This is a genomic window from Streptomyces sp. NPDC085932 (assembly GCF_044540525.1).
Classification (GTDB): Bacteria; Actinomycetota; Actinomycetes; order Streptomycetales; family Streptomycetaceae; genus Streptomyces; species Streptomyces levis.
This window is the reverse complement of sequence record NZ_JBITSJ010000001.1, coordinates 2,071,582-2,093,291: the sequence shown is the minus strand read 5'-3', so window position 1 is coordinate 2,093,291 and position 21,710 is coordinate 2,071,582. Positions and strand designations below refer to the sequence as shown.

General features: G+C 72.0%; 21 protein-coding genes and 1 pseudogene. 13 read left to right on the top strand and 9 right to left on the bottom strand.

The genetic code is table 11. The features are described from left to right. Window positions 1-31: 31 nt before the first annotated feature. Both ACIGAQ_RS09035 and ACIGAQ_RS09030 read right to left on the bottom strand, forming a co-directional pair. Window positions 32-1,282, bottom strand: a complete 1,251-nt coding sequence (locus ACIGAQ_RS09035; RefSeq protein WP_362283070.1) for a glutamate-5-semialdehyde dehydrogenase — start codon at window positions 1,280-1,282, stop codon at window positions 32-34. Next, window positions 1,275-2,000, bottom strand: coding sequence for a thioesterase domain-containing protein (locus ACIGAQ_RS09030; protein ID WP_311685761.1), 726 nt, complete (start codon window positions 1,998-2,000; stop codon window positions 1,275-1,277). Before ACIGAQ_RS09030 ends, ACIGAQ_RS09035 begins: the two co-directional genes overlap by 8 nt. A 337-nt stretch (window positions 2,001-2,337) precedes the next feature. On the opposite strand from ACIGAQ_RS09030, the gene ACIGAQ_RS09025 reads away from it, so the two are divergent. From ACIGAQ_RS09025 to ACIGAQ_RS08985, 9 genes are all read left to right on the top strand, one after another. After that, the gene (locus ACIGAQ_RS09025; protein ID WP_399780511.1) at window positions 2,338-3,654 is read left to right on the top strand and encodes a KamA family radical SAM protein; all 1,317 of its coding nucleotides are present in this window, start codon (window positions 2,338-2,340) and stop codon (window positions 3,652-3,654) included. A gap of 8 nt (window positions 3,655-3,662) precedes the next feature. Next, entirely contained in the window at window positions 3,663-4,904 is a 1,242-nt protein-coding gene (locus tag ACIGAQ_RS09020) for a pyridoxal phosphate-dependent aminotransferase (RefSeq protein WP_399780736.1), read from the top strand. Window positions 4,905-4,921: 17 nt separating this feature from the next. Then, window positions 4,922-5,188, top strand: a complete 267-nt coding sequence (locus ACIGAQ_RS09015) for a phosphopantetheine-binding protein (protein ID WP_399780508.1) — start codon at window positions 4,922-4,924, stop codon at window positions 5,186-5,188. Continuing rightward, entirely contained in the window at window positions 5,185-6,366 is a 1,182-nt protein-coding gene (locus ACIGAQ_RS09010; protein ID WP_311685769.1) for an acyl-CoA dehydrogenase family protein, read from the top strand. The genes ACIGAQ_RS09015 and ACIGAQ_RS09010 overlap by 4 nt, the downstream gene beginning before the upstream one ends. Next, complete coding sequence (locus ACIGAQ_RS09005) at window positions 6,359-7,906, top strand: amino acid adenylation domain-containing protein (protein ID WP_399780504.1); 1,548 nt, start codon at window positions 6,359-6,361, stop codon at window positions 7,904-7,906. Before ACIGAQ_RS09010 ends, ACIGAQ_RS09005 begins: the two co-directional genes overlap by 8 nt. Beyond that, window positions 7,900-9,180: an aspartate aminotransferase family protein gene (locus tag ACIGAQ_RS09000; protein WP_399780501.1), complete on the top strand. Its 1,281-nt coding sequence runs from the start codon at window positions 7,900-7,902 to the stop codon at window positions 9,178-9,180. Before ACIGAQ_RS09005 ends, ACIGAQ_RS09000 begins: the two co-directional genes overlap by 7 nt. Beyond that, the gene (locus ACIGAQ_RS08995; RefSeq protein WP_399780498.1) at window positions 9,177-10,439 is read left to right on the top strand and encodes an ATP-grasp domain-containing protein; all 1,263 of its coding nucleotides are present in this window, start codon (window positions 9,177-9,179) and stop codon (window positions 10,437-10,439) included. Before ACIGAQ_RS09000 ends, ACIGAQ_RS08995 begins: the two co-directional genes overlap by 4 nt. Next, on the top strand, window positions 10,432-11,685 hold the full coding sequence (locus tag ACIGAQ_RS08990; protein ID WP_399780495.1) for an ATP-grasp domain-containing protein: 1,254 nt from the start codon (window positions 10,432-10,434) through the stop codon (window positions 11,683-11,685). The genes ACIGAQ_RS08995 and ACIGAQ_RS08990 overlap by 8 nt, the downstream gene beginning before the upstream one ends. Before the next feature lie 94 nt (window positions 11,686-11,779). Further along, window positions 11,780-13,051 carry an MFS transporter gene (locus ACIGAQ_RS08985; RefSeq protein ID WP_362283089.1) on the top strand — a complete coding sequence of 424 codons (1,272 nt, stop codon included), beginning with the start codon at window positions 11,780-11,782 and terminating at the stop codon, window positions 13,049-13,051. Between the two features lie 42 nt (window positions 13,052-13,093). On the opposite strand, the gene ACIGAQ_RS08980 is transcribed toward ACIGAQ_RS08985, so the two are convergent. The 3 genes and pseudogenes from ACIGAQ_RS08980 to ACIGAQ_RS08970 all read right to left on the bottom strand — a co-directional run bounded on the left by ACIGAQ_RS08980 (window position 13,094) and on the right by ACIGAQ_RS08970 (window position 15,640). Next, window positions 13,094-14,332 carry an acetyl-CoA carboxylase biotin carboxylase subunit family protein gene (locus tag ACIGAQ_RS08980; RefSeq protein ID WP_399780491.1) on the bottom strand — a complete coding sequence of 413 codons (1,239 nt, stop codon included), beginning with the start codon at window positions 14,330-14,332 and terminating at the stop codon, window positions 13,094-13,096. Between the two features lie 110 nt (window positions 14,333-14,442). Then, window positions 14,443-14,892, bottom strand: coding sequence for a VOC family protein (locus ACIGAQ_RS08975; RefSeq protein WP_399780488.1), 450 nt, complete (start codon window positions 14,890-14,892; stop codon window positions 14,443-14,445). A 90-nt stretch (window positions 14,893-14,982) separates the two neighbouring features. Continuing rightward, window positions 14,983-15,640, bottom strand: a pseudogene (locus tag ACIGAQ_RS08970) (hypothetical protein). Between the two features lie 72 nt (window positions 15,641-15,712). Between ACIGAQ_RS08970 and ACIGAQ_RS08965 the strand changes: the two are divergent. Next, window positions 15,713-16,087 carry a hypothetical protein gene (locus ACIGAQ_RS08965; RefSeq protein WP_399780486.1) on the top strand — a complete coding sequence of 125 codons (375 nt, stop codon included), beginning with the start codon at window positions 15,713-15,715 and terminating at the stop codon, window positions 16,085-16,087. Window positions 16,088-16,134: 47 nt separating this feature from the next. Here ACIGAQ_RS08965 and ACIGAQ_RS08960 read toward each other — a convergent pair whose 3' ends face one another. Continuing rightward, window positions 16,135-16,953 (bottom strand): polysaccharide deacetylase family protein, encoded by an 819-nt coding sequence (locus tag ACIGAQ_RS08960; protein WP_399780483.1) that lies wholly within the window; start codon window positions 16,951-16,953, stop codon window positions 16,135-16,137. A 134-nt stretch (window positions 16,954-17,087) separates the two neighbouring features. Between ACIGAQ_RS08960 and ACIGAQ_RS08955 the strand changes: the two genes are divergently transcribed. Both ACIGAQ_RS08955 and ACIGAQ_RS08950 read left to right on the top strand, forming a co-directional pair. After that, the gene (locus tag ACIGAQ_RS08955; RefSeq protein ID WP_362283099.1) at window positions 17,088-17,618 is read left to right on the top strand and encodes a hypothetical protein; all 531 of its coding nucleotides are present in this window, start codon (window positions 17,088-17,090) and stop codon (window positions 17,616-17,618) included. Window positions 17,619-17,753: 135 nt separating this feature from the next. After that, the gene (locus tag ACIGAQ_RS08950) at window positions 17,754-18,680 is read left to right on the top strand and encodes a MerR family transcriptional regulator (RefSeq protein ID WP_399780479.1); all 927 of its coding nucleotides are present in this window, start codon (window positions 17,754-17,756) and stop codon (window positions 18,678-18,680) included. A 119-nt stretch (window positions 18,681-18,799) separates the two neighbouring features. Here the strand turns inward: ACIGAQ_RS08950 and ACIGAQ_RS08945 are convergent, their stop codons facing one another. Next, window positions 18,800-19,528: an SDR family oxidoreductase gene (locus tag ACIGAQ_RS08945; protein WP_362283104.1), complete on the bottom strand. Its 729-nt coding sequence runs from the start codon at window positions 19,526-19,528 to the stop codon at window positions 18,800-18,802. 75 nt (window positions 19,529-19,603) lie between these two features. On the opposite strand from ACIGAQ_RS08945, the gene ACIGAQ_RS08940 reads away from it, so the two are divergent. Continuing rightward, the gene (locus ACIGAQ_RS08940) at window positions 19,604-19,981 is read left to right on the top strand and encodes a MerR family transcriptional regulator (RefSeq protein WP_362283106.1); all 378 of its coding nucleotides are present in this window, start codon (window positions 19,604-19,606) and stop codon (window positions 19,979-19,981) included. Window positions 19,982-20,078: 97 nt separating this feature from the next. Here ACIGAQ_RS08940 and ACIGAQ_RS08935 read toward each other — a convergent pair whose 3' ends face one another. Both ACIGAQ_RS08935 and ACIGAQ_RS08930 read right to left on the bottom strand, forming a co-directional pair. Then, on the bottom strand, window positions 20,079-21,014 hold the full coding sequence (locus tag ACIGAQ_RS08935; protein ID WP_362283109.1) for a CU044_5270 family protein: 936 nt from the start codon (window positions 21,012-21,014) through the stop codon (window positions 20,079-20,081). Further along, window positions 21,007-21,624, bottom strand: a complete 618-nt coding sequence (locus ACIGAQ_RS08930; protein ID WP_399780474.1) for an RNA polymerase sigma factor — start codon at window positions 21,622-21,624, stop codon at window positions 21,007-21,009. The genes ACIGAQ_RS08935 and ACIGAQ_RS08930 overlap by 8 nt, the downstream gene beginning before the upstream one ends. Window positions 21,625-21,710: the final 86 nt, after the last annotated feature.

Here is a 21,710-nt window from a genome sequence, read left to right as displayed (position 1 = left end):
CGGGCCTTTCGGGGAAGTGGGAGGCCGGGCGTCAGCCGCGCAGCGCGCCGGCGCCGTCGGTGACGTAGCTGTGGGTGACCAGGGCGGCGAGCGTCACGGGACCGCGCACGTGCAGCCGGCCGGTGGCGATGGCGATCTCGGTGCCCAGGCCGAGGGTCGGGCCGTCGTGCAGCCGCAGTGAGCCGTTGACCACGACCATCGCGGCGTCGGCGCGGCGGCGGAAGGCGTCGATGACGTGCCGGTCCCGGGCGATGACGCCCTCGGTGTGCCCGGAGCCGTGGCGGCGGACGTGGTCCAGTGCGGCGTTCTCGTCGTCGACCGGCACGACGGCGACGACCGGGTCGAGGAACTCCCGGCCCAGGTCGTGCGCGGCGAGGGGTTCGGTCTTGAGCGCGGTGGGGACGAGCGCGTTGAGTTCGGGTGCCGTGTGCAGGGTCAGCTCCGTCTCACGGCCCGCCAGCCCGTGCGCCAGGGCCTCCAGGTAGTCCCGGGCGACGGCGCGGTCGAGCAGCAGGGTCTCCACGGAGGTGCAGCCGGCCGGCTCGGGCAGCTTGCTGTCCAGGGTGGCCCGCACGGCCAGGTCCAGGTCGGCGCTGCGGTGGACGTAGAGGTGGTTGACGCCGCCGCCACTGGCGATCAGCGGGATGGCGCTGGTGCGGCAGTACTCGACGAGCGCGGGGCTGCCCCGCGGGATGAGCACGTCCACCTCGTCGGGCCGCTTCAACAAGGCCCGCAGCAGCCGGCGTTGCGGGTCGTCGAGCACCGTGACGAGACCGGTGGGCAGCCCTGCCCGGGTGAGCGCGGCGTGCACGGCCTGTTCCAGGGCGGCGTTGGTGGCGGCCGTCTCCTTGCCGCCGCGCAGCAGCACGGCGTTGCCGACGGCGACCGGGAGCAGGGCGCCGTCCACGGTGACGGTGGGCCGCGCCTCGTAGACCATCAGGACGACGCCGAGGGGCCGCGGGACGCGGTGGACGTGCCGGGCCGCGCCGCGGACGGGCACCTCGGTCTCGCGCACCTGTCGCAGTTCGTCCCGGGTCATCGCGGTCAGCTCGACCATCCGGTCCCGGTGGGCGTCGGTCAGGCGCAGCCGCTCCACCAGGGTGGGCGGCATGCCCAGCCGGCGGGCCGTGGCGACGTCGGCCGCGTTGGCCCTGGCGATCCGCGGCCAGTGGGCGAGGAGTTCCTCGCCGAGGGCACGGCAGTACCGGTCGTAGGCGGGGTCGCCCACGGGCGGGGCCGTGTCGAACGCCGCGCGGGCCCGGCTCAGGAGACCGTCAGGCATGCTGCTCCTCCGTCGTGGTGAGGAAGGCGCGGAGGTGGTCCAGGAGCAGGGGCAGCCGTTCGCCGTCGAAGGCGGTGAAGTGGCCGCCGGGCAGCGGCCGTACGGTCAGCCGCGGGGCGACCCGGCGCCAGACCGCGAGGTGGTCGTCGTTGTCCTCGTCGGCGCACGGCATCAGCAGGGCGGGACAGTCGTGGCGGGTCTCGGCCCGGTAGGAGACGACGGCGTCCAGGTGCGCGTCGGCGGTCGCGGCGACCCGGTCGGCGGGGACGCCGCTGTCGTCGGCGGCGAGGGAGGCATGGACCCGCTCGCGCCACCGTCGTGCCGACGCCGGATCACGGTCGATGCGGGCGGCCGGGCTGTCGACCATCACGACCCGGGGCCGCCGGCCCTCCTCGGCGAGCCGGGCGGCCAGCTCCCATGCGACGACTCCGCCGAGCGACCAGCCGAACAACAGCCCCGGCGGCTCGGGGAGTTCCGCCAGCAGCGACCAGTACCGGTCCGTCATGGCGGCGACACTGCGGTCCGGCTCCTCCCCCGGCGCCAGTCCGTACCCGCGCAGGGCGAAGACCGGGCCGGACCGGCGCAGGGCGAATCCGACGCCCGTGTAGGCCCCGACACCACCGCCGGCGGCGTGGACGAGGACGCTGCACCTCCCCGGCCGGGGCCTGCCCATCGGCATGAGCACCGGCTGGGCGACATCGACATCCGCGCGGCTCATGGTGTGCGTCCGCGACGCGGGCAACCGATCATCGATGATCTTTCCTTCCGCACTCAACGGCATTGACGAGAAGCGACTTCCGCACCACCCACCTTTCAAACGAATTCCGTCCGCACCCCATAGAGGACCCTTATCAGCCTTGGCCGCAGGCATTATGAAAGCAGGTCAGGCAGCGTAATTCGGTCTTCTTATCGATGCCATGCGAAGCATTTATGGCCGGGGAAACGAACTCGAATCAACGAATCCCAGCGGGGTAATCGGCGACCGACGCCACGACCGCCGACAAAGGCCGGCCTGCCGTCGCCCAGCTATTCCGCCGAATTCAGAGGGACCCCGCATGACACTGATGCTCGACCAACCGGTCGGCGCCACCCGCTTCCGTGCCTTCGGTCCGCGGCAGATCGACGACATCGCCCGGCGCTACGGGCTCTCCCCGCAGATCCGGGACGGCATCGCCCTGCTGGCGCACGTCCTGCCGTTCCGCGTCAACGAGTACGTGCTCGACCAGCTGATCGACTGGACGGACCCGGCGCAGGATCCGCTCTTCCGCCTGGTCTTCCCCCAGCGCGGCATGCTCCCCGAGGACGACGAGCGCTCCCTGGAGTCGCTCGTGCGCTCCGGGGCGGGCAAGCGCGAGATGGCCGCCGAGGTCGCGCGGATCCGCGCCGGACTCAACCCCCACCCCTCCGGACAGCGCGAGTACAACGTGCCGGTGCACGAGGGCGAACGGCTGGCCGGCCTGCAGCACAAGTACCGCGAGACGGTGCTGTACTTCCCCACGCAGGGGCAGTCCTGCCACTCCTTCTGCACGTACTGCTTCCGGTGGGCGCAGTTCGTGGGCGACCCGTCCCTGCGCTTCGCCGCCCCCGGCCCGGACCGCCTCGTGCGCTACCTGCACGACCACCCCGAGGTCAGCGACGTCCTGGTGACCGGCGGCGACCCCATGGTGATGAGCACCGAGCGCCTCGCCGGCCACCTGGAGCCGCTGCTCGGCGTGGAGAGCGTCCACACCCTCCGCATCGGCACCAAGTCCCTGGCCTACTGGCCGCAGCGCTTCGTGAGCGACGCGGACGCCGACTCGCTGCTGCGGCTCTTCGAGCGGATCGCGGCGGCGGGCAAACAGGTGGCCGTCATGGCCCACTTCACCCATCCCCGGGAGCTGCACACCGCCCGCGTGACCGAGGCCGTACGGCGGATCCGGGCCACGGGAGCCGTGGTCTACTGCCAGGCCCCGATGGTCGCGCACATCAACGACGACGCCGACACCTGGGCCGCCATGTGGAGGTCCGAACTGGCCCTCGGCGCGGTCCCGTACTACATGTTCGTCGAGCGCGACACCGGTCCCTACGACTACTTCAAGGTGCCGCTGGCCCGCGCGATGGAGATCTTCCACACCGCCTACCGCACCCTGCCGGGACTCGCCCGCACCGTGCGCGGCCCGGTGATGTCCACGACGCCCGGCAAGGTCGTGGTCGACGGGGTGGAGACCCTCGGCAAGGACCGGTTCTTCCAGTTGCGGCTGGCACAGGCCCGCAACCCGGCCCTGGTCGGCCGCCCGTTCCGGGCGCACTTCGACCCCAGCGCCACCTGGCTCAGCGACCTTCGGATCGCGGCGGACGCGCCGCAGGACATCCGGGAGGCGCTGCGGCCGTGAGCACCTCGATGTCACCCAATCTCGCCCTGAACGAGGACGTCGCGCGGATGCGGGCCCAGGGCCGGTCCGTCGTCCACCTCGGCTTCGGCGAGTCCCGGCTGCCCGCCTTCGCCCCCCTGGTGGAGCAACTGCGCGCCGGCGCCCACCGCAACGCCTACGGGCCCGTGGCCGGGGCGCCCGACGCCCTCGCCTCGCTCGCCGGCTACTTCGAGCGCCGCGGCCTGCCCACCGGGCCGGAGGACGTCCTGCTCGGTCCCGGCAGCAAGCCCCTGCTCATGGCGCTGAACCTGGTCCTGCCCGGGGACGTGCTGCTGCCGCGTCCCAGCTGGAACTCCTACGAGCCGCAGGCCCGCATGGCCGGGAAGCGGGTGTACGGCGTTCCGATCCCCGCCGCGTGCGGCGGCATTCCCGACCCGGACGTCCTGCCCGAGACCATCGAGCGCGCCCGCCGGACGGGGGGCGACCCGCGCATCGTCGTGCTCACGCTCCCCGACAACCCGACCGGCACGCTCGCCGGCGCCGGGCTGATCGAGCGGCTGTGCCGGATCGCCGAGGCGGAGGACCTGGTCGTCGTCTCGGACGAGATCTACCGCGACGTCATGCACCGGCCGGACGCCGCCTTCCTCAGCCCGGCCGAAGTGAGCCCCGGCCGCACCGTGGTGACCACGGGGCTTTCCAAGTCCCTGGCGCTCGGCGGCTGGCGCGTCGGCGGCCTGCGCGTACCCCCCGGCGCCCGGGGACGCGACCTGCGCGACCGGCTGATCGCCGTGGCCAGTGACGTGTGGTCCACGCTGTCGGGCCCGATGCAGCAGGTCGCCGCGTACGCCTTCGGCGACCCGCCCGAGATCCGGCAGCGGCTGGCGGACAGCGCACGGCTGCACGGTGCCGTGGCCCGCGCGGTGCACGCCGCGGCGATCGCCGCCGGAGCCACGTGCCGGCCGCCCACCGGGGCGTTCTACGTCTACCCCGACTTCGAGCCGCGGCGCGAGGCGCTGGCACAGCGCGGAGTGACCGGATCGCCGTCGCTGGCCCGTCATCTGCTGGACGAACACGGCCTGGCCGTCCTCGCCGGACACCACCTCGGCGACGATCCCGGCGCCCTGCGCTTCAAAGCCGCCACCAGCATGCTCTACGGCGACACCGACGAGGAGCAGGAGGCCGCCCTCGCGGCCCCCGACCCGCTCGCCCTCCCCCACGTCGCCGACGCCCTCACCCGCGTCGCGGAAGGCCTCGCCAAACTCGGCGCCTGACCACACCCGGAGACATCATGGAGACACCCGACGTCCGCGCGGTCGTCACCGGCATCACCGCCGAGGTCCTCGGCGTCGACGAGGCCGCTCTGCACAGCACCAACGCGTTGACCGACCTGCCCACGTTCAGCTCCTTCCGCATCGTGGAGATCGTCGAGCGGGTCGAGGAGGAACTGGACACCGAGGTCGAGGCGGGCGAGCTCACCCCGAACAACCTCAGCCGCCTGGACACCCTCGTCGCCCTCTTCGAGCGGACCCTGCGCACCAGCGGGGTGCCCGGATGACCGTCACCGACCTCCCCCGCACGGCGTGGCGGCCCGCCGACCTGGAACGTGCCGTGTCCGAGGTGGAGGCGGAGGCCGCCCGGTACGCCGAGGTCTGCGACCGCGAGGCGCGCTTCCCCGCCGAGGCGCTGGAGGCCATGCGCCGCACCGGTCTCCTCGGCCTCCTGGTGCCCGCCGAGGACGGCGGCCCCGGCGGTGGCACGGCCGACCTGCTGGCCGTGAGCAGCCGCCTCTCCCGCACCTGCATGTCCGTCGGCATGATCTTCACCATGCACTGCCAGCAGGTGGCGGCCGTCGTCCGGGACGGCGGCCCCCTCCGGGAGCGGCTGCTGCCCCGTATCGTCCGCGGTGAGCTGTACCTGGCCTCGGTGACCACCGAGGCCGCCGGCGGCGGGCACCTGCTGTCCTCCGGGTCGCAACTGACGGCCGGCGACGACTCCACCGTGCGCGTGGACCGCTTCGCTCCCGTGGTGACCGGAGGCAGTCACGCCGACGGGTTCCTCATCACGGCCCTGGCCCCCGACGCCACGTCCCCGTCCCGGCTGTCACTGGTGTACGCCGATCGCGACCAGCTCACCGTCACCGTGCGGGGCGGCTGGAACCCGATGGGCATGCGCGCGACCCACAGCGCGCCCCTGCACCTGGCCGGTGAGATCCCCCGCGACCAGGTCGTCGGAGAACACGGCGCGTTCCGGGACATCGCGGTACGCACCTTCGCCCCGCTGGCGCACCTCGGCTGGGCGGCGTGCTGGCAGGGCGCCGCCGACGGCGCGCTCCAGCGCGTGGTGACCCTGCTGCGGGCCGAGCGGCGCCGCCACGACCTGGACTCCCCTCTGCTCCTCGCCCGCCTCTCCCGGGTCCGCCAGCGCCTGGACACCGTCCACGCGCTCATCACGCACACCGCGTCCGTCCTCGCCTCGGCCGAGGACACCACGAGCCCGCCGGTGCAACTCCTGGTCAACGCGGTGAAGCTGACCGCGTCGGAGCTGTGCCCTGCGGCGGCCGACGAGTTGACCGACCTGATGGGCATGCGCCACGGCTACCTGAAGGACTCGCCGACCGGCCTGGAGCGGACCTTGCGCGACCTGCGCTCCGCCCCGCTGAACTACAGCAACGACCGCCTGCACGCGGCGGACGGCGTGCTGGCCCTCATGGACCGGGAGGTCCGCCATGTCTGACTCGCTGTCCGACCTGTTCTCCGCCAGCGCGCGGCGCCACCCGGACCGGCCCGCCCTGCACGTGGCCGGAGCGACTCTCACCTACCGGGAGCTGGCCCGGGACGCCGACCGTCTCGCGGCCCACCTCGGCCCGGTCCCGGCGGGGGCGCGCATCGGGCTGCTGGCCTCCCGCTCCCCCTTGGCGTACGCCGGGTACCTGGCGATCCTGCGCGCGGGGGCGACGGTGGTCCCGCTGAACCCGATCTTCCCCGCGCAGCGCAACGCCGCGATCGCGGCCCGGGCCGGCCTGCGGAGCGTCCTCACCGACACCGCGCTGCGGGACCTGATGCGCGAGAGCGCGGTCCCGCTCGCCCTGGCGACGGCGGACGGCACACCCGCGGGCCACCGGGCGCCGGCGGCGACGACCGCCGGGAGCACGGCCGGGACGCACGGCCCGGCCGCATCACCATGCGCCGACGGTGCGCCCGCCTACATCCTGTTCACGTCGGGCTCGACAGGCGTCCCCAAGGGCCTGCCCATCGCGCACGGCAACGTGCTGCCCTACATCGCCCACCAGGTGGAACGCTACGAGGTCGCCCCGGGCGACCGGCTCAGCCAGACCTTCGACCTGACCTTCGACCCGTCGGTGTTCGACATGTTCGTCACGTGGGCCGGCGGCGCCACCCTGGTCGTGCCGCAGCGCGACGACCTCGCCGACCCGGCCGCCTTCGCCCGGGCGAACCGGCTCACGCACTGGTTCTCCGTGCCGTCGGTGGTCTCGCTCGCCGCGCGCATGCGCAGGCTGCCCGCCGGTTGCCTGCCCGACCTGAGGTGGGGCCTGTTCGCGGGGGAACAACTGACCCTCAGGCAGGCCGCCGCCTGGCACCGGGCGGCACCGCGGGCGGTCATCGAGAACCTGTACGGCCCCACCGAACTGACGGTCACCTGCACCGCCTACCGGCTGCCCGCCGACCCGGCCGACTGGCCCACGACCCGCAACGCCTCCGTCCCCATCGGCCACCGTCTGCCGCACCTGGAGCACGTCGTCCTGGACGAGACGGGCAGCCCCGCGGCCGAGGGCGAACTGTGCGTCCGTGGCGTACAGCGCTTCGCGGGCTACCTGGACCCGGAGAAAAACGCCGGCCGCTTCCTCGACTGGGAGCCCGGCGCCGAAGCCCGCGTCCACGACACGCACGACGCCCCGGCACCCCGGCTGTGGTACCGCACCGGCGACCGGGTCGTGGAGGAGGACGGGGTGCTGACCCACCTCGGGCGGCTGGACGCCCAGGTCCAGGTGCACGGCTACCGCGTGGAGCTCGGGGAGGTCGAGGCGGCCCTCGGCAACCACCCCGGCGTCGAGGACGCCGCGGTCCTCTTCGACGGCACGGACCTCAGGGCCCTCTACGTGGGCGACACCGTGCCGGTGACGGAACTGGCCGGATGGGTGGCCGCCCGGCTGCCGGCCTACATGGTCCCCGGCCGGTTCCTGCGGGTGGACCGCTTCCCGCTCAACGACAACGGCAAGCTCGACCGCAAGAAGCTGGAGACACTGGCATGCTGAGGAACGACCACGACGCACTCTGGCACAACTCCCTGACGCCGCGGACCGTCCGGGACGGCGGCTTCGACGCCACCGCCGTCGTGCACGGCAAGGGCTGCCGCCTGCAGGACGCCACCGGCACCTGGTACCTGGACGCGCGGGCGGCGCTGTGGAACACCACCCTCGGCTACAGCTGCGAACGGATCGTGGACGCCGTCACCGAGCAGCTGCGCCGGCTGCCGGTGGCCCAGATGATCCGCTACCAGGAGCCCGCCGAGGTCTCCCTGCGCTATGCGCGCCGGCTGGTCGCCGAACTGCCGGACCCCCTCAACCACGTGCGCTTCGGCAGCACCGGCTCCCAGATGACCAGCGCCGCGGTGCTCATGTCGCGCTTCGTGCGCAAGGTCCGCGGCGAGACGCAGCGCGTCAAGGTCCTCGCGTTCACCAACGGCTACCACGGCACCGGCGCTCTGGCCGGCGCGCTCACCGGCGAACGGCAGATGCACGCCCTGCAGGCTCCGCTCGCCCCCGAGGTGCACCATGTCCGGCCCTGGGACCTGGACGCCCTGGAACGGGCCGTCGAGCGGCACGGGCCGGACAACGTCACCGCCGTGATCGTCGAGCCGATCATGGGCACCGACGTCGTGCCCGCCCCCGAGGGAGCCCTCGCCCGGATCCGGGAGCTGTGCGACCGGCACGGCATCCATCTCATCGCCGACGAGGTCACCACGGGATTCGGCCGCACGGGCGCGATGTCGGTGATGGCCGCGCAGGGCGTCCTGCCCGACATGCTGGTGCTGGGCAAGGGCATCACCTCCGGCTACTTCCCGCTGGCCGCCCTGGTCTGCTCGGACGCGGTCTTCGACGAGGCCGTCTCCCGCGCCGAGTACGTCTTCCCGCACGGCTGCACGGCCGACGGCCATCCCGCCGCCATGGCCGCCGGACTGGCCGTGCTGGAGGAACTGGCCGACGGCACCCTGCTGGAGCGGGTGCGCACGACCGGGGCGGAGATCCGCCGCCGGCTGCGCGCGGCGGCCGAGGAGATCCCGCTGATCCACGACGTGCGCGGCGAGGGCCTGATGATCGGCGTCGAGCTGCGCCGCGAGTCCGGCCGCCCGGGCGAGAGCGAGATGGCCGAGGCGCGTGACGCCTGCAAGGCCGCCGGTCTGCTGCTGACCAGCACCAACAACACGCTCGTGCTGATGCCTCCGCTCGTGCTGGGTGAGGAGGAGGCCGACGAACTGGTGGAGCGGCTGACGACCGCCCTGCGCACCGTCGCCGGGCTCGCCTCGTGACGGGGCGCCGCGCCGTCGCGGTCGTCGACGGCTTCGGGTCGGCCGCCCGGCTGGCGAAGGCGTTCGACGCCGCGGGACACGACTGCGTGCGGGTGCAGAGCACCGTCGACATACCCGCCCACTACCGCGAGGAACTCGACCTCGGCCTGTACGCCGGCAACCTCGTGCACTGCGGCGACGTCGACGCGACCGCCGCGCGGCTGGCCGAGCACCGGACGGTCGCGGTGATCGCCGGAGCCGAGCAGGGCGTCGAACTCGCCGACGCCCTGTGCGAGGCCACCGGCCTGCCGGGCAACGGCACCGCGCTCAGCCACGCCCGGCGCACCAAGGACGTGCAGACGCGGACCGTGGCGGCGGCCGGACTGCCCACGGCGCGCCAGCTGACGGTCGAGGACGCGGAGCAACTGCGGGCGTGGCACACGCGGCTGGGCGGGCGGGTCGTGGTCAAACCGGTGCGCAGCGCCCGCAACGACGGGGTGAGCGTCTGCGACAGCCCGGCCGAGTCCGTCGCCGCCTACGAGCGGATCCGCCACGCCGTCAACGACTTCGGTCTGCGCAACGAAGGGGTGGTGGCGCAGGAGTACCTGGTCGGCACCGAGTTCGTCGTCAACACCGTCAGCCGGGACGGGCACCACCGCGTCACCGACACCTGGCGCTACCAGAAGATCGACGTCAACGGCGTCCGGGACCGTATCAACGGCATCCTGTCGCTGCCGCCGTCGGACCCGCGATGGAGCCGGCTGCGGGAGTACGCCTTCGCGGTGCTCGACGCCCTCGGCATCGCCCACGGCCCCGCGCATCTCGAAGTCATCATGACCTCCGACGGTCCTCGGCTGGTGGAGCTCGGCGCCCGCCTGTGCGGCGCGGACGTCGCCCGGTACGCCGTCCTCGTCACCGGTGAGTCGCAGATCGACCGCACGGTGCAGGCGTACACGGACCCGCAGGCGTTCCTCGCCGACGTCGACAGCCCCTACCGCAGGGACGGGCACGCCGCGATGGCGTTCCTCGCCTCCCCGCTGGAGGGCCGGCTGAGGTCGTACCCGCTCCTCGGCGAGGTGGAGCGCCTGGACAGTTACCAGGGCATGGCGCTGCGGGTCACCCCCGGACAGCGGCTGCGCCGCACGGTCGACGACGGCAGCGAGCCCCTCACGGTCGGACTTGCGCACACCGAGGCCGCGACCGTCGAGAAGGACCTGCAGACCGTCTGCTACCTCGACGGGTACGGCTTCTACGAAGTGGAGCAAGGACACCATGGCTGACCCGCGCACGATCGCCCTGGTCGATCCCTACGGCGCCGTCAACAAGGTGGGCCAGGCGTTCGACGAGGCGGGCCTCGACTGCGTCCGCGTCCAGTCCACCCCGCAGGTCCCGCCCTCCTACGGACCCGCGGACCTGACCGGCTACCGCGACAACCTGGTCCACGACGGGACCTTCGAGCACATGGTCGAGCGGCTGGCGAGGACCGGCGCGGAGGCCGTCGTGGTGGGCAGCGAACTGGGGGTGGAGTTCACCGACCGGCTCAACGAGGCCCTGGGCCTGCCCGGCAACGGGACCGCCCTCAGCGAGGCCCGCCGCGACAAGTACGTCCAGATCGAGGCGCTCAGGACGGCCGGGGTGCCGACCACCCGGCAGGAGCGCGTCGGCTCCCCGCGGGAGCTGGAGGCGTGGCACCGGTCCATGGGCGGACGGATCGTCGTGAAGCCGGTGCGCAGCGCCCGCAACGACGGGGTGTCGTTCTGCGACACCCCCGAGCAGTCGGTGGCCGCCTACCACCGGATCATGTCGCGGGACAGCGTCTTCGACGTCCCCAACGAGGGCGTCGTCGCCCAGGAGTACCTGCGGGGCGTGGAGTTCGTGGTGAACACCGTCAGCTGCCGGGGCCGGCACCGGGTCACGGACGTCTGGCGCTACCAGAAGATCACGGTCAACGGCATGCGCGACCGGATCAACGGCATGACCTCGGTCCCGAGTGACGACGCGGACTGGCACGCCGTCACCGAGTACTCCTACCGCGTCCTGGACGCCCTCGGCATCCTCTGGGGCCCGGTGCACCTGGAGGTCATGCTCACCGCCGCCGGGCCGCGCCTGGTCGAGGCCGGCGCGCGGCTGTGCGGCGCGGACGTCGCCCGGTACGCCGTCCTGCTGACCGGCGAGTCGCAGATCGACCGCACCGTGCAGGCGTACGCCGAGCCGGAGCGGTTCCTCAAGGAGGTGGACGCCCCGTACGCGGTGGAGAACCACGGCGCCATGGCCTTCTTCGCCTCCCCGTACGAAGGTGTCCTGCGCGGTTACCCGCACATCGGCCTGATCGAGCAGCTGGAGAGCTGCCGGGGCGTCACCCGGCGTTTCACACCCGGCGAACGCCTGGTGCGCACGATCGACGACGAGAGCGAACCGGTCACGGTGGGTCTGATCCATCCGGACCGCGCCGTCCTGCTGCAGGATTTCGCCACTGCCTGCTATCTGGACGGCTTCGGCTTTTACGACGTGGAACCGGGGCACTGAGAAGTCTCACCGCCGTTCCCGGACCCGGCCGTCCGGGAACGGCGGCGCCGGCACCGACCGGTACCGGCGGCAGGACCGACACCTAGGGAGCATCGTGGCCGAAGGCTGGCGCAGGGACTTCAACTTCGTCTGGGCGGGCGAGACCGCCTCGCTGGTCGGCACTCAGGTGTACCAGCTGGCCATGCCACTGACCGCGGTCCTCACCCTGGACGCCACCCCCGGGCAGCTGGGGCTCCTGGGCGCGTTGACCTTCGCCCCGTACGTGGTCCTCGGCCTGCCGGTCGGTGTCCTCGTCGACCGGCGGCAGCGGCGCGGTGTGCTGATCCTGTCCAGTCTGGGCCAAGCACTGGCGATCGGCGCCATTCCGCTGCTGGCGGCGCTGGATCTGCTGACGTTCAACCGGCTGATGACCCTGGCGTGCCTGGCCGGGACGGCGCGGGTGTTCTTCACCATCGCCTACCGCTCGTATCTGCCGGCCATCGTGCCGCCGGAACACCTCACCGGCGCCAACTCCCGCCTCACGGCGAGTGAGTCCGTGGCGGAGATCGGCGGCCCGGGACTGGGCGGGGCGCTGGTGCAGCTCGTGGGGGCGCCGTTCGCCCTGCTCGTCGACGCGGTCTCCTACCTCGCCTCCGCGCTGGGCTTCTCGGCGGTCCGCAAGCGTGAGAAGGCCGTTCGTGCCGATCCCGCGCCGTTACGGTCCCAGGTGGCCCAGGGTTTCCGCTTCACCTTCTCCAACGGCTACCTGCGCGCCACGCTCGGCGAGGCGGCCAGTTACAACCTGTGCTGGCAGATCGTCCTGACGATCCTCACCCTGTTCGCGGTGAAGGAACTCGACATGAGCCCCGGAACGCTGGGCCTCGTGCTGTCCGTCGGCGCCGTGGGGGCGTTGCTCGGCGCGGCGTTCACCGACCGTCTCGCCCACCGGGTGGGCCTGGGCCGCACCCTGGTGATCGCCGCCGTGATCGGCGATCTGGCTCCCCTGCTGCTGCCGGCCGCGCACCGCGGCACCTGGGCGGCTCCCCTGCTGGCCGTCGCCTTCTTCGTACAGGGTTTCGGCATCACCGCCTGCAACGTGCACACCATGACGATCCGCCAGACAGTGACCCCGGAGCGGCTGCTGGGGCGGACCAACGCCGCCTACCTCTTCGTCGCGCTGGGCATGAAACCGGTCGGTTCGCTGCTCGGCGGCTGGCTGGGCACCCACCTGGGGCTGCGCGGGGCGCTGGTGGTGGGGACCGTGGGACTGCTCAGCACCAGTCTCTTCCTGATCCTGTCCCCGCTGCGCACGGTCCGCACCCTGAACAGCCTCCGGCCCGAGCCGCCGGAGGAGGCCCGGGCCGCCACGCCGACGAGCACGCCCTGAACGCCCTGCGGTCCGGTGGGCCGAGGCCCGGGCCGGCCCGCCTCAGCCCACCGCCACCCGCAGCGCGTCCCCCGCCTTGTCCAGCGCGGCACGGCAGGTGTCCGCGTCCGGGGCCAAGGCGATCGCGTAGGCGACCCGGCCGTCCATCAGTCCGCGCGGCGGGGGCGACTTGACCTGTCCCGCCGTCGCGAGCGGACCGCAGCGCACCACCTCTTCCGGCAGCCCCGACATCTCGAAGCGGACCTCCTCGATGAGGGAGTCGTCCCCGGGCGGGTAGTAGAAGCGGATGGCGGCGACCCGTCGGAGTGCGGTGGTCGTGCGCAGCCTCGGCGGCCTGCCGCACGCGACGTCGGCGGCGGCCAGCGCGAGGTCCGGGCCACCGCCCATGAGGTTCAGCAGGGGGATCATGCCTCCTCCGATCCGGGCGTTGACCTCGATGACCTTGGGCCCGGCCGGCGTCAGCCTGATCTCCGTGTGGGTCACACCGTCGGTGAAATCCAGAGCGGTGTGCGTACGCGTGACGACAGCGGCGAGGGTCTCGTCGGACCACAGCGGGTCATCCGGGTCGACGACGTGCCCGGTCTCCTCGAAGTAGGGAGCGAAGCCGACCTCCTTGCGGGCGAGGCAGACCGGGGTCACCGTGCCGCGGTGGACCACGCTGTCGACGCTGATCTCCGGTCCCCGGGCGAACTCCTCGACCAGGATGTTCCGTTCGTGCGTCGGAAGGTCGGGCGCCCACTCGCCGCTCGCGTCCGTGAACTCGACGGCCCTCACCAGGTCTGCGGGTGAGTCGGCCCGCACCACACCGAAGCTGCCGGCCAGGGCCCGCGGCTTGACGACGACCGGGTAGCCGATGTCCGCGGCCACCGCGAGGGCCTCCTCGCGATGCGAGACGAGCACCGAGCGCGGCTGGGGCACGCCGGCTGCGTCCAGGGCCGTGCGGGTGCGGTACTTGTCCCGGCAGCGCTCGACGCACCGCCGGTCCCCTCCCGGCAGCCCGAGCGCGGCGGCCACCTGCGCGGTCTGCTCGATCCAGGTCTCGTCCCAGCAGATGACGCCGTCCAGCGGCCGAGCCGCGTCGACGCTCCGGGCGACCCGCACGAGGCCGTCCACGTCGGCCAGGTCGGGCACGACGGTGTGGCCGGTCGTGTACGCCAGTTCCCATGTGGGGGTCTCGGTCAGCACCAGGTGGACGCGGAAGGCGCGGCTGATCGACTGCAGCAGGTACTCGCGGTAGGCGCGGATGCCAGGCGTGATCACGAGCAGGTGTCCCATCGTCATGGGCACCGGATACCCGTGCGCCGCCGGGCGAGTCCCCCGGCGGCGGCCCCTCCTGCCGACCTCCGCAAGGCCCGCCCGCCGGCGTCTCGCCGATCCTGATCCTTGCCGGGTTACGCCTGTCGCTCGGAGACGAAGATGCAGAAGGGGTGGCCCTGGGGGTCCCGGTAGACGCGGAAGCGCTCCTCGTCGTCGGGATCCGGCCGGTCGCGGTTGCTGAGGAGACGGCCGCCGAGGGCGAGCACGCGCTCGTGCTGGTTCAGCAACTCCTCCAGCGAGGCGACGCTCAGGTCGAGGTGCATCTGCTGAGGCACCGGGCCGTCGGGCCAGTCCGGCTCCCGCAGGCGCTCCACCTGCTGGAAGGCGAGCTGCCGTCCGCCGCGGGGGTCGCGCAGGACGAGCCAGTCCCTGCCGTGCTCGTCCGGCGCGCCGGGCGGAGGCGGCTCGTCTCCTTTCGCGTACTCGAGGCCCAGCAGGGACCGATAGAACTCGGCGAGTGTGCGGGCGTCGGTGCTGTCGAGCACGGTCTGCACCAGCCGGATACGGCTTGTGTCGTCGGTCATGGACTCCATGTGCCCGATCGGGCCTCCCTCGAACGACCCGGTCGGGGGAATGCCTGCCGCCGGCACGGCCGGTCACGCGATCATCCGGCCTCAGCGGTACATCTCAGCGGACTTCCGCGGATCGTCGGCCACCATGCGGACGGTCAGCTGCCGGGCCTGCTCCTCCACCGACTGCTCGGGAACGACGAACAACTCGCACCGGTACGACTCCGAAGGCTCGCCGTGCTCCCGAACCTGACGGAAGTGGACATCCACACCCGGAGGGCTGGTGATCTCCTCGGGAAGACCGGGCTCCTCGCGTCGCGGCGAGACACTCGTCAGCACGCAGCCCCAGCGCTCGAACCAGCCGCTGTCCGCAAGCGCCTGCTCGAGAAGCCGGGCCACGGTGTCCACCGGTTCTTCCCAGCTGTGGTCCGCGGCTGCCCGCGCGAGCTCGGCCTCGTACCGGGCACCGTCGAACCGGAAGTCCGGCGGCACGGCGGTGGAGTTGCTGGTGTTTTCCCAGGACTCCCAGACCACGTGGTCGCCTTCACGACGGATGATGACGTACAGGGCGCCGCAACAGCCGGCCGTGCAGGTCGGCTCGGTGATCATGATCCTGCGGGGCTTCTCCGCAACCGCCAGCGGCCGGCTCTCGGCCGGGCCCCTCCAGTATCGGCAGCTGGGCGCGAGCCCAGGGATCCGCCGCCCAGTCGTCGGGAATCCTGTGCCGGAAGGTCAAGCTACTGATCGTCAGATGTCGGGCCACACAGCCATGATGGGGTTGGAGCCGCGAGAGAAACCAGTTGAGCCCTCGGGACCGGCGCGACATACTCCCCGCATGACCGGCACCGGGACCGAAGCCACTGAGCAGGGGTGGGACGGTCCCTGGTATCGCGTCCGAACCGATCGATTCCAGGCATCGTTCCTGCCCGATGCGGGCGAACCCCTGGACGCCGTCTGCAACGTCGACGTCGAGGTCCGGCTGACCGCGGACGATTCACGCTGGAGCGCGACCGTGTTCACTCCGGCTGAGGTCGAACGCCTCATGGAGAAGGACTCCCGGACCGGCGAGTCCCTGAACGGCCGCTACTTCTGGTGCTCCGACGGCCTCATCGTTCGAGACCCGGGCATCGACAACATCACACAGGTGCTCATCGGCCTGCTCGACTGTGGTGACTTCACGCAGATCCTTCAGCGGCTCGAAGACGACTGACCGGGCCGTGGGGATGCCATGTGTCACTCACGCGGCGTCGAGCGGGTTCAGGGGGTCAGGAGAGTGCGCAGGTCGATGACTCGGTAACCGCGGGCGGCGCAGGCGTCGAGGATGCGGGGCAGGGCCTGGGCGTCGATCACCTCCGTGCGTCCCTGTGACGCACCGACGTGCATCTGCAGAATCGCTCCCGGGCGCACGGCGTCCAGGGCCCGCTCCACTGCGCGGTCCACGGTCATGCCGCCTTCGGTCCCCTTCCAGCCGTTGGTGTCGGCGGTGTACTCGATGTTCGCGAAACCGAGGGCGTTGACCTCCCTGATGTGAGTGGGACTGGTCTCGCTGTACGGAAACCGGAAGAACGGCGTCAGCGCGGGTCCCGCCCCGGCCGCGCGCAGAGCCCGGTCAGCCGCCGTCACCTCGTGCTGTCGTCCGGCCGCGGTCAGGTCCTCGAAGTGAGGGTGGCTGAACGAGTGGTTGCCCAGCCCGTGGCCGGCCGCAGCGATTCTCTGCACCACGGCGGGGTGGCGTCCGGCGAAGTCGCCCGTCAGGAAGAACGTGGCAGGTGCGCGACGGCGGGCGAGGTCATCGAGGATGCTGTCCAGGCCTGCGTCGTTCCAGGCCGCGTTGAACGTCACGGCGATCACCCGCTCGCTCGTGCGGATCACCCGATTCTCCGATCCGAACAACGCCTCCAGCCCTCTGCCCTCCACGGCCACCGCCGCCGTGCCGGCCCCAGCCGGCCCAGCCGGCCCAGCCGCCGAACCCTGCGCGAGGGCGGCCCACAGCAGGACGGCCGACAGTACGGCACCCGTCTTCCACAGGCGCCGGGCGCGCGGACGATGTTCGCTGATCACAGAAGGTGAGCGCATGCCCCAACCATCGGCCATCGGCGCTGCACCCTTGAGCAGGTGGTGTGCGCTCTCCCTGTCCGATGAACGGAACGACGCGGGGTATCCGAGAGGCGACGACGCTGTCCCGGCTCTCCTTGAAGGAGGTTGGCGCTGTGCTCTCGCTCAAGCGCTTACTCGACCGCAGCCTGACCGCGCAGGCGATTCTGACCTTTCTGCTGGTCCTGGGTATCACGGGCCTGATCCGCAGGGACGAGCACCCGGCCGTCTGGCTGTTCCACAGCGCGCTCTACACCGGAATCGCCGTCGCGATACTGGCCGTCCAGCGCCGCCGGGCCGCCCGCGCCGCGGGCACCGACACGGGCCGACTCGCCGATCTCAACCGCAAGATCCGCCACCAGCAGGTGCCGCACGACCCCGCGGAGCAGGCGGCCATGCGACGGCTGGTCACCGAGCAGCTCGGCCAGGTGGAGCGGGGCGGCAGGTGGCTGCCGTACTGGCTCGGTGCCATGAGCCTCGTCGCGGCCGGCATGCTCGTCCTGGGGGCCGTCAGCGGGTCCGGGTCCCTCGTCTTCCCGGTCTTCTTCGCCGTCGGAGTGGCCGCGCTGTGCTCCTGGGTCCTGTGGATGCGGCGCCGCTCCCTTCACCGCCTGCACTGGATGCGCCAGGCCCTGGAACAGCAGTGAGGCAGGAGGTCTGCTGTCCTGACTGGCGGGCGGATCGTCCGGGCGGACCGGAGGGGACGTCTCGGGTTGCACCTTCCGTAGCGGCATGTGATCCGGTGTACTCACGTCCCGCCCCGTCGAGGAAGGCCTCCGCTCATGTTCTCGTCCTTCACCCCGCCGCGCCAGGTCAAGATCGGTGACGCGGCGGCCTTCGCCGGCACCACACCGCGGGCGATCCGTCATTACCACGAGATCGGCCTGCTCCCCGAGCCCGTGCGGGGCGGCGACGGCCGCCGCCGCTACGGCTACCAGGACATGATTCGGCTGCTGTGGATCCGCAGGATGGCCGACGCCGGGATCGCCCTGGACGACATTCGCGACGCCTTCGCCGACACCGTCTCGGCCGACACCGATGGCGACGGCGACTCCGGCGGCGACGACTACGGCATGGCGGGCACCCTGGAGCGGCTGGAGTTGACCCTTCGCGCCCAGGAGGCAGAACTGCGGCGGCAACGGACCGCCGTGCAGCGCATGCGTACCGAGGGCAGCAGAATGGGTCTGCTCTCCGACTTCGTCACCGGCCGCCTCGAGGGCCTGCCCGAGGGCTCCGTACGCCAGGCGGACCTGGACGGCCTGCTGGTCACCGAGCGGATCTTCGGCCCGCTCGGAGCGGCCGTCCAGGCCGGCCGCTTCTTCGCCCTGGCCACCCACCCGGAGCTGCGGAAAGAGTCTGACCGCGTGGATGCCGCCGAGGAGGCACTCGACGACACGATCGCTGTCGATGACCCCCGCGTGGCCCAGGTGGCCGCCGAACGGCACGCCTTCGAGAAGGCGCTGCAGGCCGCCATCGAGGACTCGGGCCTGGCGGAGGGCGACGACGCACTCTTCGACTCCTGGGACACGTTGCACCCCGCGACCGTCGATGAGGGCGAGGACGAGGCCGGCCGAGGCTCGGGCAGGCAACAGAAGACCATGAGCGCATTCGAAGCTGTCGGGAAGATGCCCTACGACTTCTCCCCGGCCCGCCTGCGCTGCATGGAACTGGCCGAAGAACTCGCCGCCCACGAGTCAACCGCTTCATGAGACACGGCCCGGCGGCACTGCCGGCGACGCAGCGACGTCGGCGGACACCACTGTGCAGTTGCTTCTCCCGCGCGACCACCGGCCCCCGCTGGTCGCCGTCCACCCGCAGCTCGGAGCCCTCAGACCGCCAGCAGCGCTGCCATGGCCTGGTTCATTGCGGCGTTGAACTCCTCCGGCGTCAGCGGCAGACGGGACTTGACGTCCCGGCTCCACTGATCGGCGAGGACCTCGGCGGAGCCCGCCTCGGCACCGTCGAGCGCCGCGTCGGCCAGATCCGACGGAGCGATCTTGTGCACGGGCCAGCCCGCAGCCATGTCGGTGTCGGCCAGGCCGAGGTGCACCGCCGTGACGAGCGTGCCCTGCTCGGCGAGTTCCAGACGGACGCCGTTGGTCATGGCCCAGGCGGCGGCCTTGGTCAGGTGGTAGGCATTGGCGCCCTTGCCCCCGAACCACGACATGGCGGAGAGGACGTTGACGACGGCGCCCCCGCCGTTCCCGGCGAGGGTCGGCGCGAACTCCCGGATCATGTGCAGATGGCCGAACATGTTGGTCTCCAGCTCGTGCCGCACCGCCTCCAGCGAGCCCGTCACCAGGTCGGTTCCCGTACTGATTCCCGCGTTGTTGACGAGGAGCGAGACGTCCTGCGCGGCCTCGGCGGCGGCCCTGACGGAGGAGAGGTCGGTGATGTCGAGGGGCAGCACCTCGACCCCGGGCAGGTCCACGGTCTCCGGTCGGCGGGCCGTCGCATAGACCTTGCGGGCGCCCCGTTCGAGCAGGCGCTGGGCGAAGGCGCGGCCCAGGCCGCGATTGGCACCGGTGACAAGGGCGACGGAGTTGTTGATGTCCATGCCCGGTACGCTAAAACCTGACGCTGGCGTCAGAGGCAAGTGCTGGTCTCACGTCCAGGGGTGAAAGGAACCACCATGACCGTCGCAGCGGCCGGAGCCGAGCGGTTGATCCGGATCGGCGAGGTGGCACGAGGTGCGGGCGTCTCCGTGCGCGCCGTGCGCTACTACGAGCAGCAAGGGCTGCTCACGGCGGAGCGCAGCCCGTCCGGCCAGCGCCTGTACCGGCGGGACGCCGTCGTCCGGGTCCGCTTCTTCCAGCAGATGTACGCCGCCGGCCTCACCAGCCGAAGGATCGCCGAGCTCCTGCCGTGTTGGGACTCCGGGCACACCGACGCCGAGCAACGCGCCATGCTGCGAGCCGAGCGCGAGCGCATCCAGGCCAGGATCGACGAACTGCAGGCCACCCTGGACCATCTCGACGAGGTCATCGCGATCACGGACACGCACCCGTAGGGGACGGATGCCGCGGCCCGCCGGGCGGGCACGCCGCAGCCGCTCGGCGCCCTGGTGATCCGGCGCGAGCGGTGCGGCAGCGACCGTGGGCGGTCGCTCAGGGGCGTTGCCTCACTCGGTCCACCACTGCGTCAACGGCCACGTACGACCACTGCTCGTAGGTCTTTCCTCCCGCGTTGCGCCGGTCGCGCATGCCGAGGTACCGGTACGTCTTCGCGTCGAAGACCAGCACCTGTTCGTCGTGCGCCCGGGGCGCGCCGGGCGTGCCCACGTACCGGATGCCGACGCCCGCGCGGCCGTCTCCGTCCGTCTGGCCCGGTATCACCTTGACGCCGGGGACGGCGGCGAGTGCTTCGAACGTCGCGGGGCGCAACCCCTTCGGCAGGACGGGGGCACGCAGCAGGCTGGAGAGGAAGATCTGGACCATCGGCCAGTTGTCGGCCTTCATGGGCCGTTCGTAGTCCGGCGTCCTGCCGACGTCGCGCAGGGCGATCGGGAGCTTGTCAGGATCGGTGGGCAGTTGCTTCAGCTGCGCCCACCTGCGCGGCGGCCAGCTGCGCTGTCCCGGCCGGTCCGGCGGGACCCACTGCGTGTGACCCAGTTCGCTGACGTAGGACCTCTTGGAGCCGTCGACGGAGTTCCAGCTCTCGTCGACGTACGTCTTGCTCGGGCCGCCTCCGACCGGGGTCTCCTTGATGATCTCCTTGGTGTAGATGAACTGGTCGTCGCGCGGCGCGATCGGCTTTTCGAGCCTGCGTTCCTCGGCGGCCGCCCCTCGCAGCACGGTCGCCGCGCTCACCGTCCGGGTGCGGGACGGGTTCCCCGTGTTCTCGGCGACCACCACGGTCGTGGCGACCGCCGACGCCGCGACGGTGGCCACCGCGATCCGCAGCAGCGGACGGCGGCGAACCGGCGTGGGTGCGGCGGGAGTCCGCATCGCCTGATCCAGGCGGAAGCGGGCGCGGGCGCGGGCGGTGTCCGTGAGAGGAGGCGCGTCGGCGTCCCACTCCCTCAGGAGCTCGAGTTCATTCATCGTCGGATTCCTCTCGCAGAGTGGTCGGATCGAATCCGCCCAGTGCCTCACGAACCTTGCTGCGCGCCCGGTGCAACCGCGACCGGACCGTCCCCACCGGCACCCCGAGGGCGCGTGCGGCCTCCTCGTAACCGAGGTCGGCCCAGGCGACCAGCAGCAGCACGTCCCGGTGGCGGGCGGGCAACCGGGCCAGGGCGCGGGCGAGTTCGCGGCCAACGGCCTGCGCGGTGACCCGCGCCGCCACCCGGTCCGCGAGCATCTCTTCGGCCTGGTCGCCGGGGGTGGACGACGGCAGCCGTCCGAGTGCCTTCAGACGCCGCGCCTCGGCGCGCCTGTGGCGGCCTATGAGGTTGGTCGCGATTCCGAACAGCCACGGGCGGGCGCCGGCCAGCTCCGTGTCGTACCGGAAACGCAACCGGAACGCGGTGGTGAAGGTCTCCGCCATCACGTCCTCGGCCGCCTCCGCACCGAGCCGGCGTGCCACGTACCGGTGCACCGCGTCGGCATGGCGGTCGAAGAGCACGGCGAAGGCCTCGGGCTCGTCCCACGACCGTTCGATCACCGAGGCGTCACTGTCCTGCCCCACCCTGACGCCTGGTTCAGCGGTCATCGGGGCTCCTTTCATCGGTTCACCGCTCTGAAATCCTGGCCTCTCACCGGTACTTCGCCGCTCACGGACATCCGGTTCCCCATGCC

Excerpts from the sequence above, each read along its gene's own strand:
- ACIGAQ_RS09035 (WP_362283070.1), bottom strand. The coding sequence starts at position 1,282 with ATGCCTGACGGTCTCCTGAGCCGGGCCCGCGCGGCGTTCGACACGGCC.
- ACIGAQ_RS09030 (WP_311685761.1), bottom strand. The coding sequence starts at position 2,000 with ATGAGCCGCGCGGATGTCGATGTCGCCCAGCCGGTGCTCATGCCGATG.
- ACIGAQ_RS09025 (WP_399780511.1), top strand. The coding sequence starts at position 2,338 with ATGACACTGATGCTCGACCAACCGGTCGGCGCCACCCGCTTCCGTGCC.
- ACIGAQ_RS09020 (WP_399780736.1), top strand. The coding sequence starts at position 3,663 with ATGTCACCCAATCTCGCCCTGAACGAGGACGTCGCGCGGATGCGGGCC.
- ACIGAQ_RS09015 (WP_399780508.1), top strand. The coding sequence starts at position 4,922 with ATGGAGACACCCGACGTCCGCGCGGTCGTCACCGGCATCACCGCCGAG.
- ACIGAQ_RS09010 (WP_311685769.1), top strand. The coding sequence starts at position 5,185 with ATGACCGTCACCGACCTCCCCCGCACGGCGTGGCGGCCCGCCGACCTG.
- ACIGAQ_RS09005 (WP_399780504.1), top strand. The coding sequence starts at position 6,359 with ATGTCTGACTCGCTGTCCGACCTGTTCTCCGCCAGCGCGCGGCGCCAC.
- ACIGAQ_RS09000 (WP_399780501.1), top strand. The coding sequence starts at position 7,900 with ATGCTGAGGAACGACCACGACGCACTCTGGCACAACTCCCTGACGCCG.
- ACIGAQ_RS08990 (WP_399780495.1), top strand. The coding sequence starts at position 10,432 with ATGGCTGACCCGCGCACGATCGCCCTGGTCGATCCCTACGGCGCCGTC.
- ACIGAQ_RS08980 (WP_399780491.1), bottom strand. The coding sequence starts at position 14,332 with ATGACGATGGGACACCTGCTCGTGATCACGCCTGGCATCCGCGCCTAC.
- ACIGAQ_RS08975 (WP_399780488.1), bottom strand. The coding sequence starts at position 14,892 with ATGACCGACGACACAAGCCGTATCCGGCTGGTGCAGACCGTGCTCGAC.
- ACIGAQ_RS08965 (WP_399780486.1), top strand. The coding sequence starts at position 15,713 with ATGACCGGCACCGGGACCGAAGCCACTGAGCAGGGGTGGGACGGTCCC.
- ACIGAQ_RS08960 (WP_399780483.1), bottom strand. The coding sequence starts at position 16,953 with ATGCGCTCACCTTCTGTGATCAGCGAACATCGTCCGCGCGCCCGGCGC.
- ACIGAQ_RS08950 (WP_399780479.1), top strand. The coding sequence starts at position 17,754 with ATGTTCTCGTCCTTCACCCCGCCGCGCCAGGTCAAGATCGGTGACGCG.
- ACIGAQ_RS08945 (WP_362283104.1), bottom strand. The coding sequence starts at position 19,528 with ATGGACATCAACAACTCCGTCGCCCTTGTCACCGGTGCCAATCGCGGC.
- ACIGAQ_RS08940 (WP_362283106.1), top strand. The coding sequence starts at position 19,604 with ATGACCGTCGCAGCGGCCGGAGCCGAGCGGTTGATCCGGATCGGCGAG.
- ACIGAQ_RS08935 (WP_362283109.1), bottom strand. The coding sequence starts at position 21,014 with ATGAATGAACTCGAGCTCCTGAGGGAGTGGGACGCCGACGCGCCTCCT.
- ACIGAQ_RS08930 (WP_399780474.1), bottom strand. The coding sequence starts at position 21,624 with ATGACCGCTGAACCAGGCGTCAGGGTGGGGCAGGACAGTGACGCCTCG.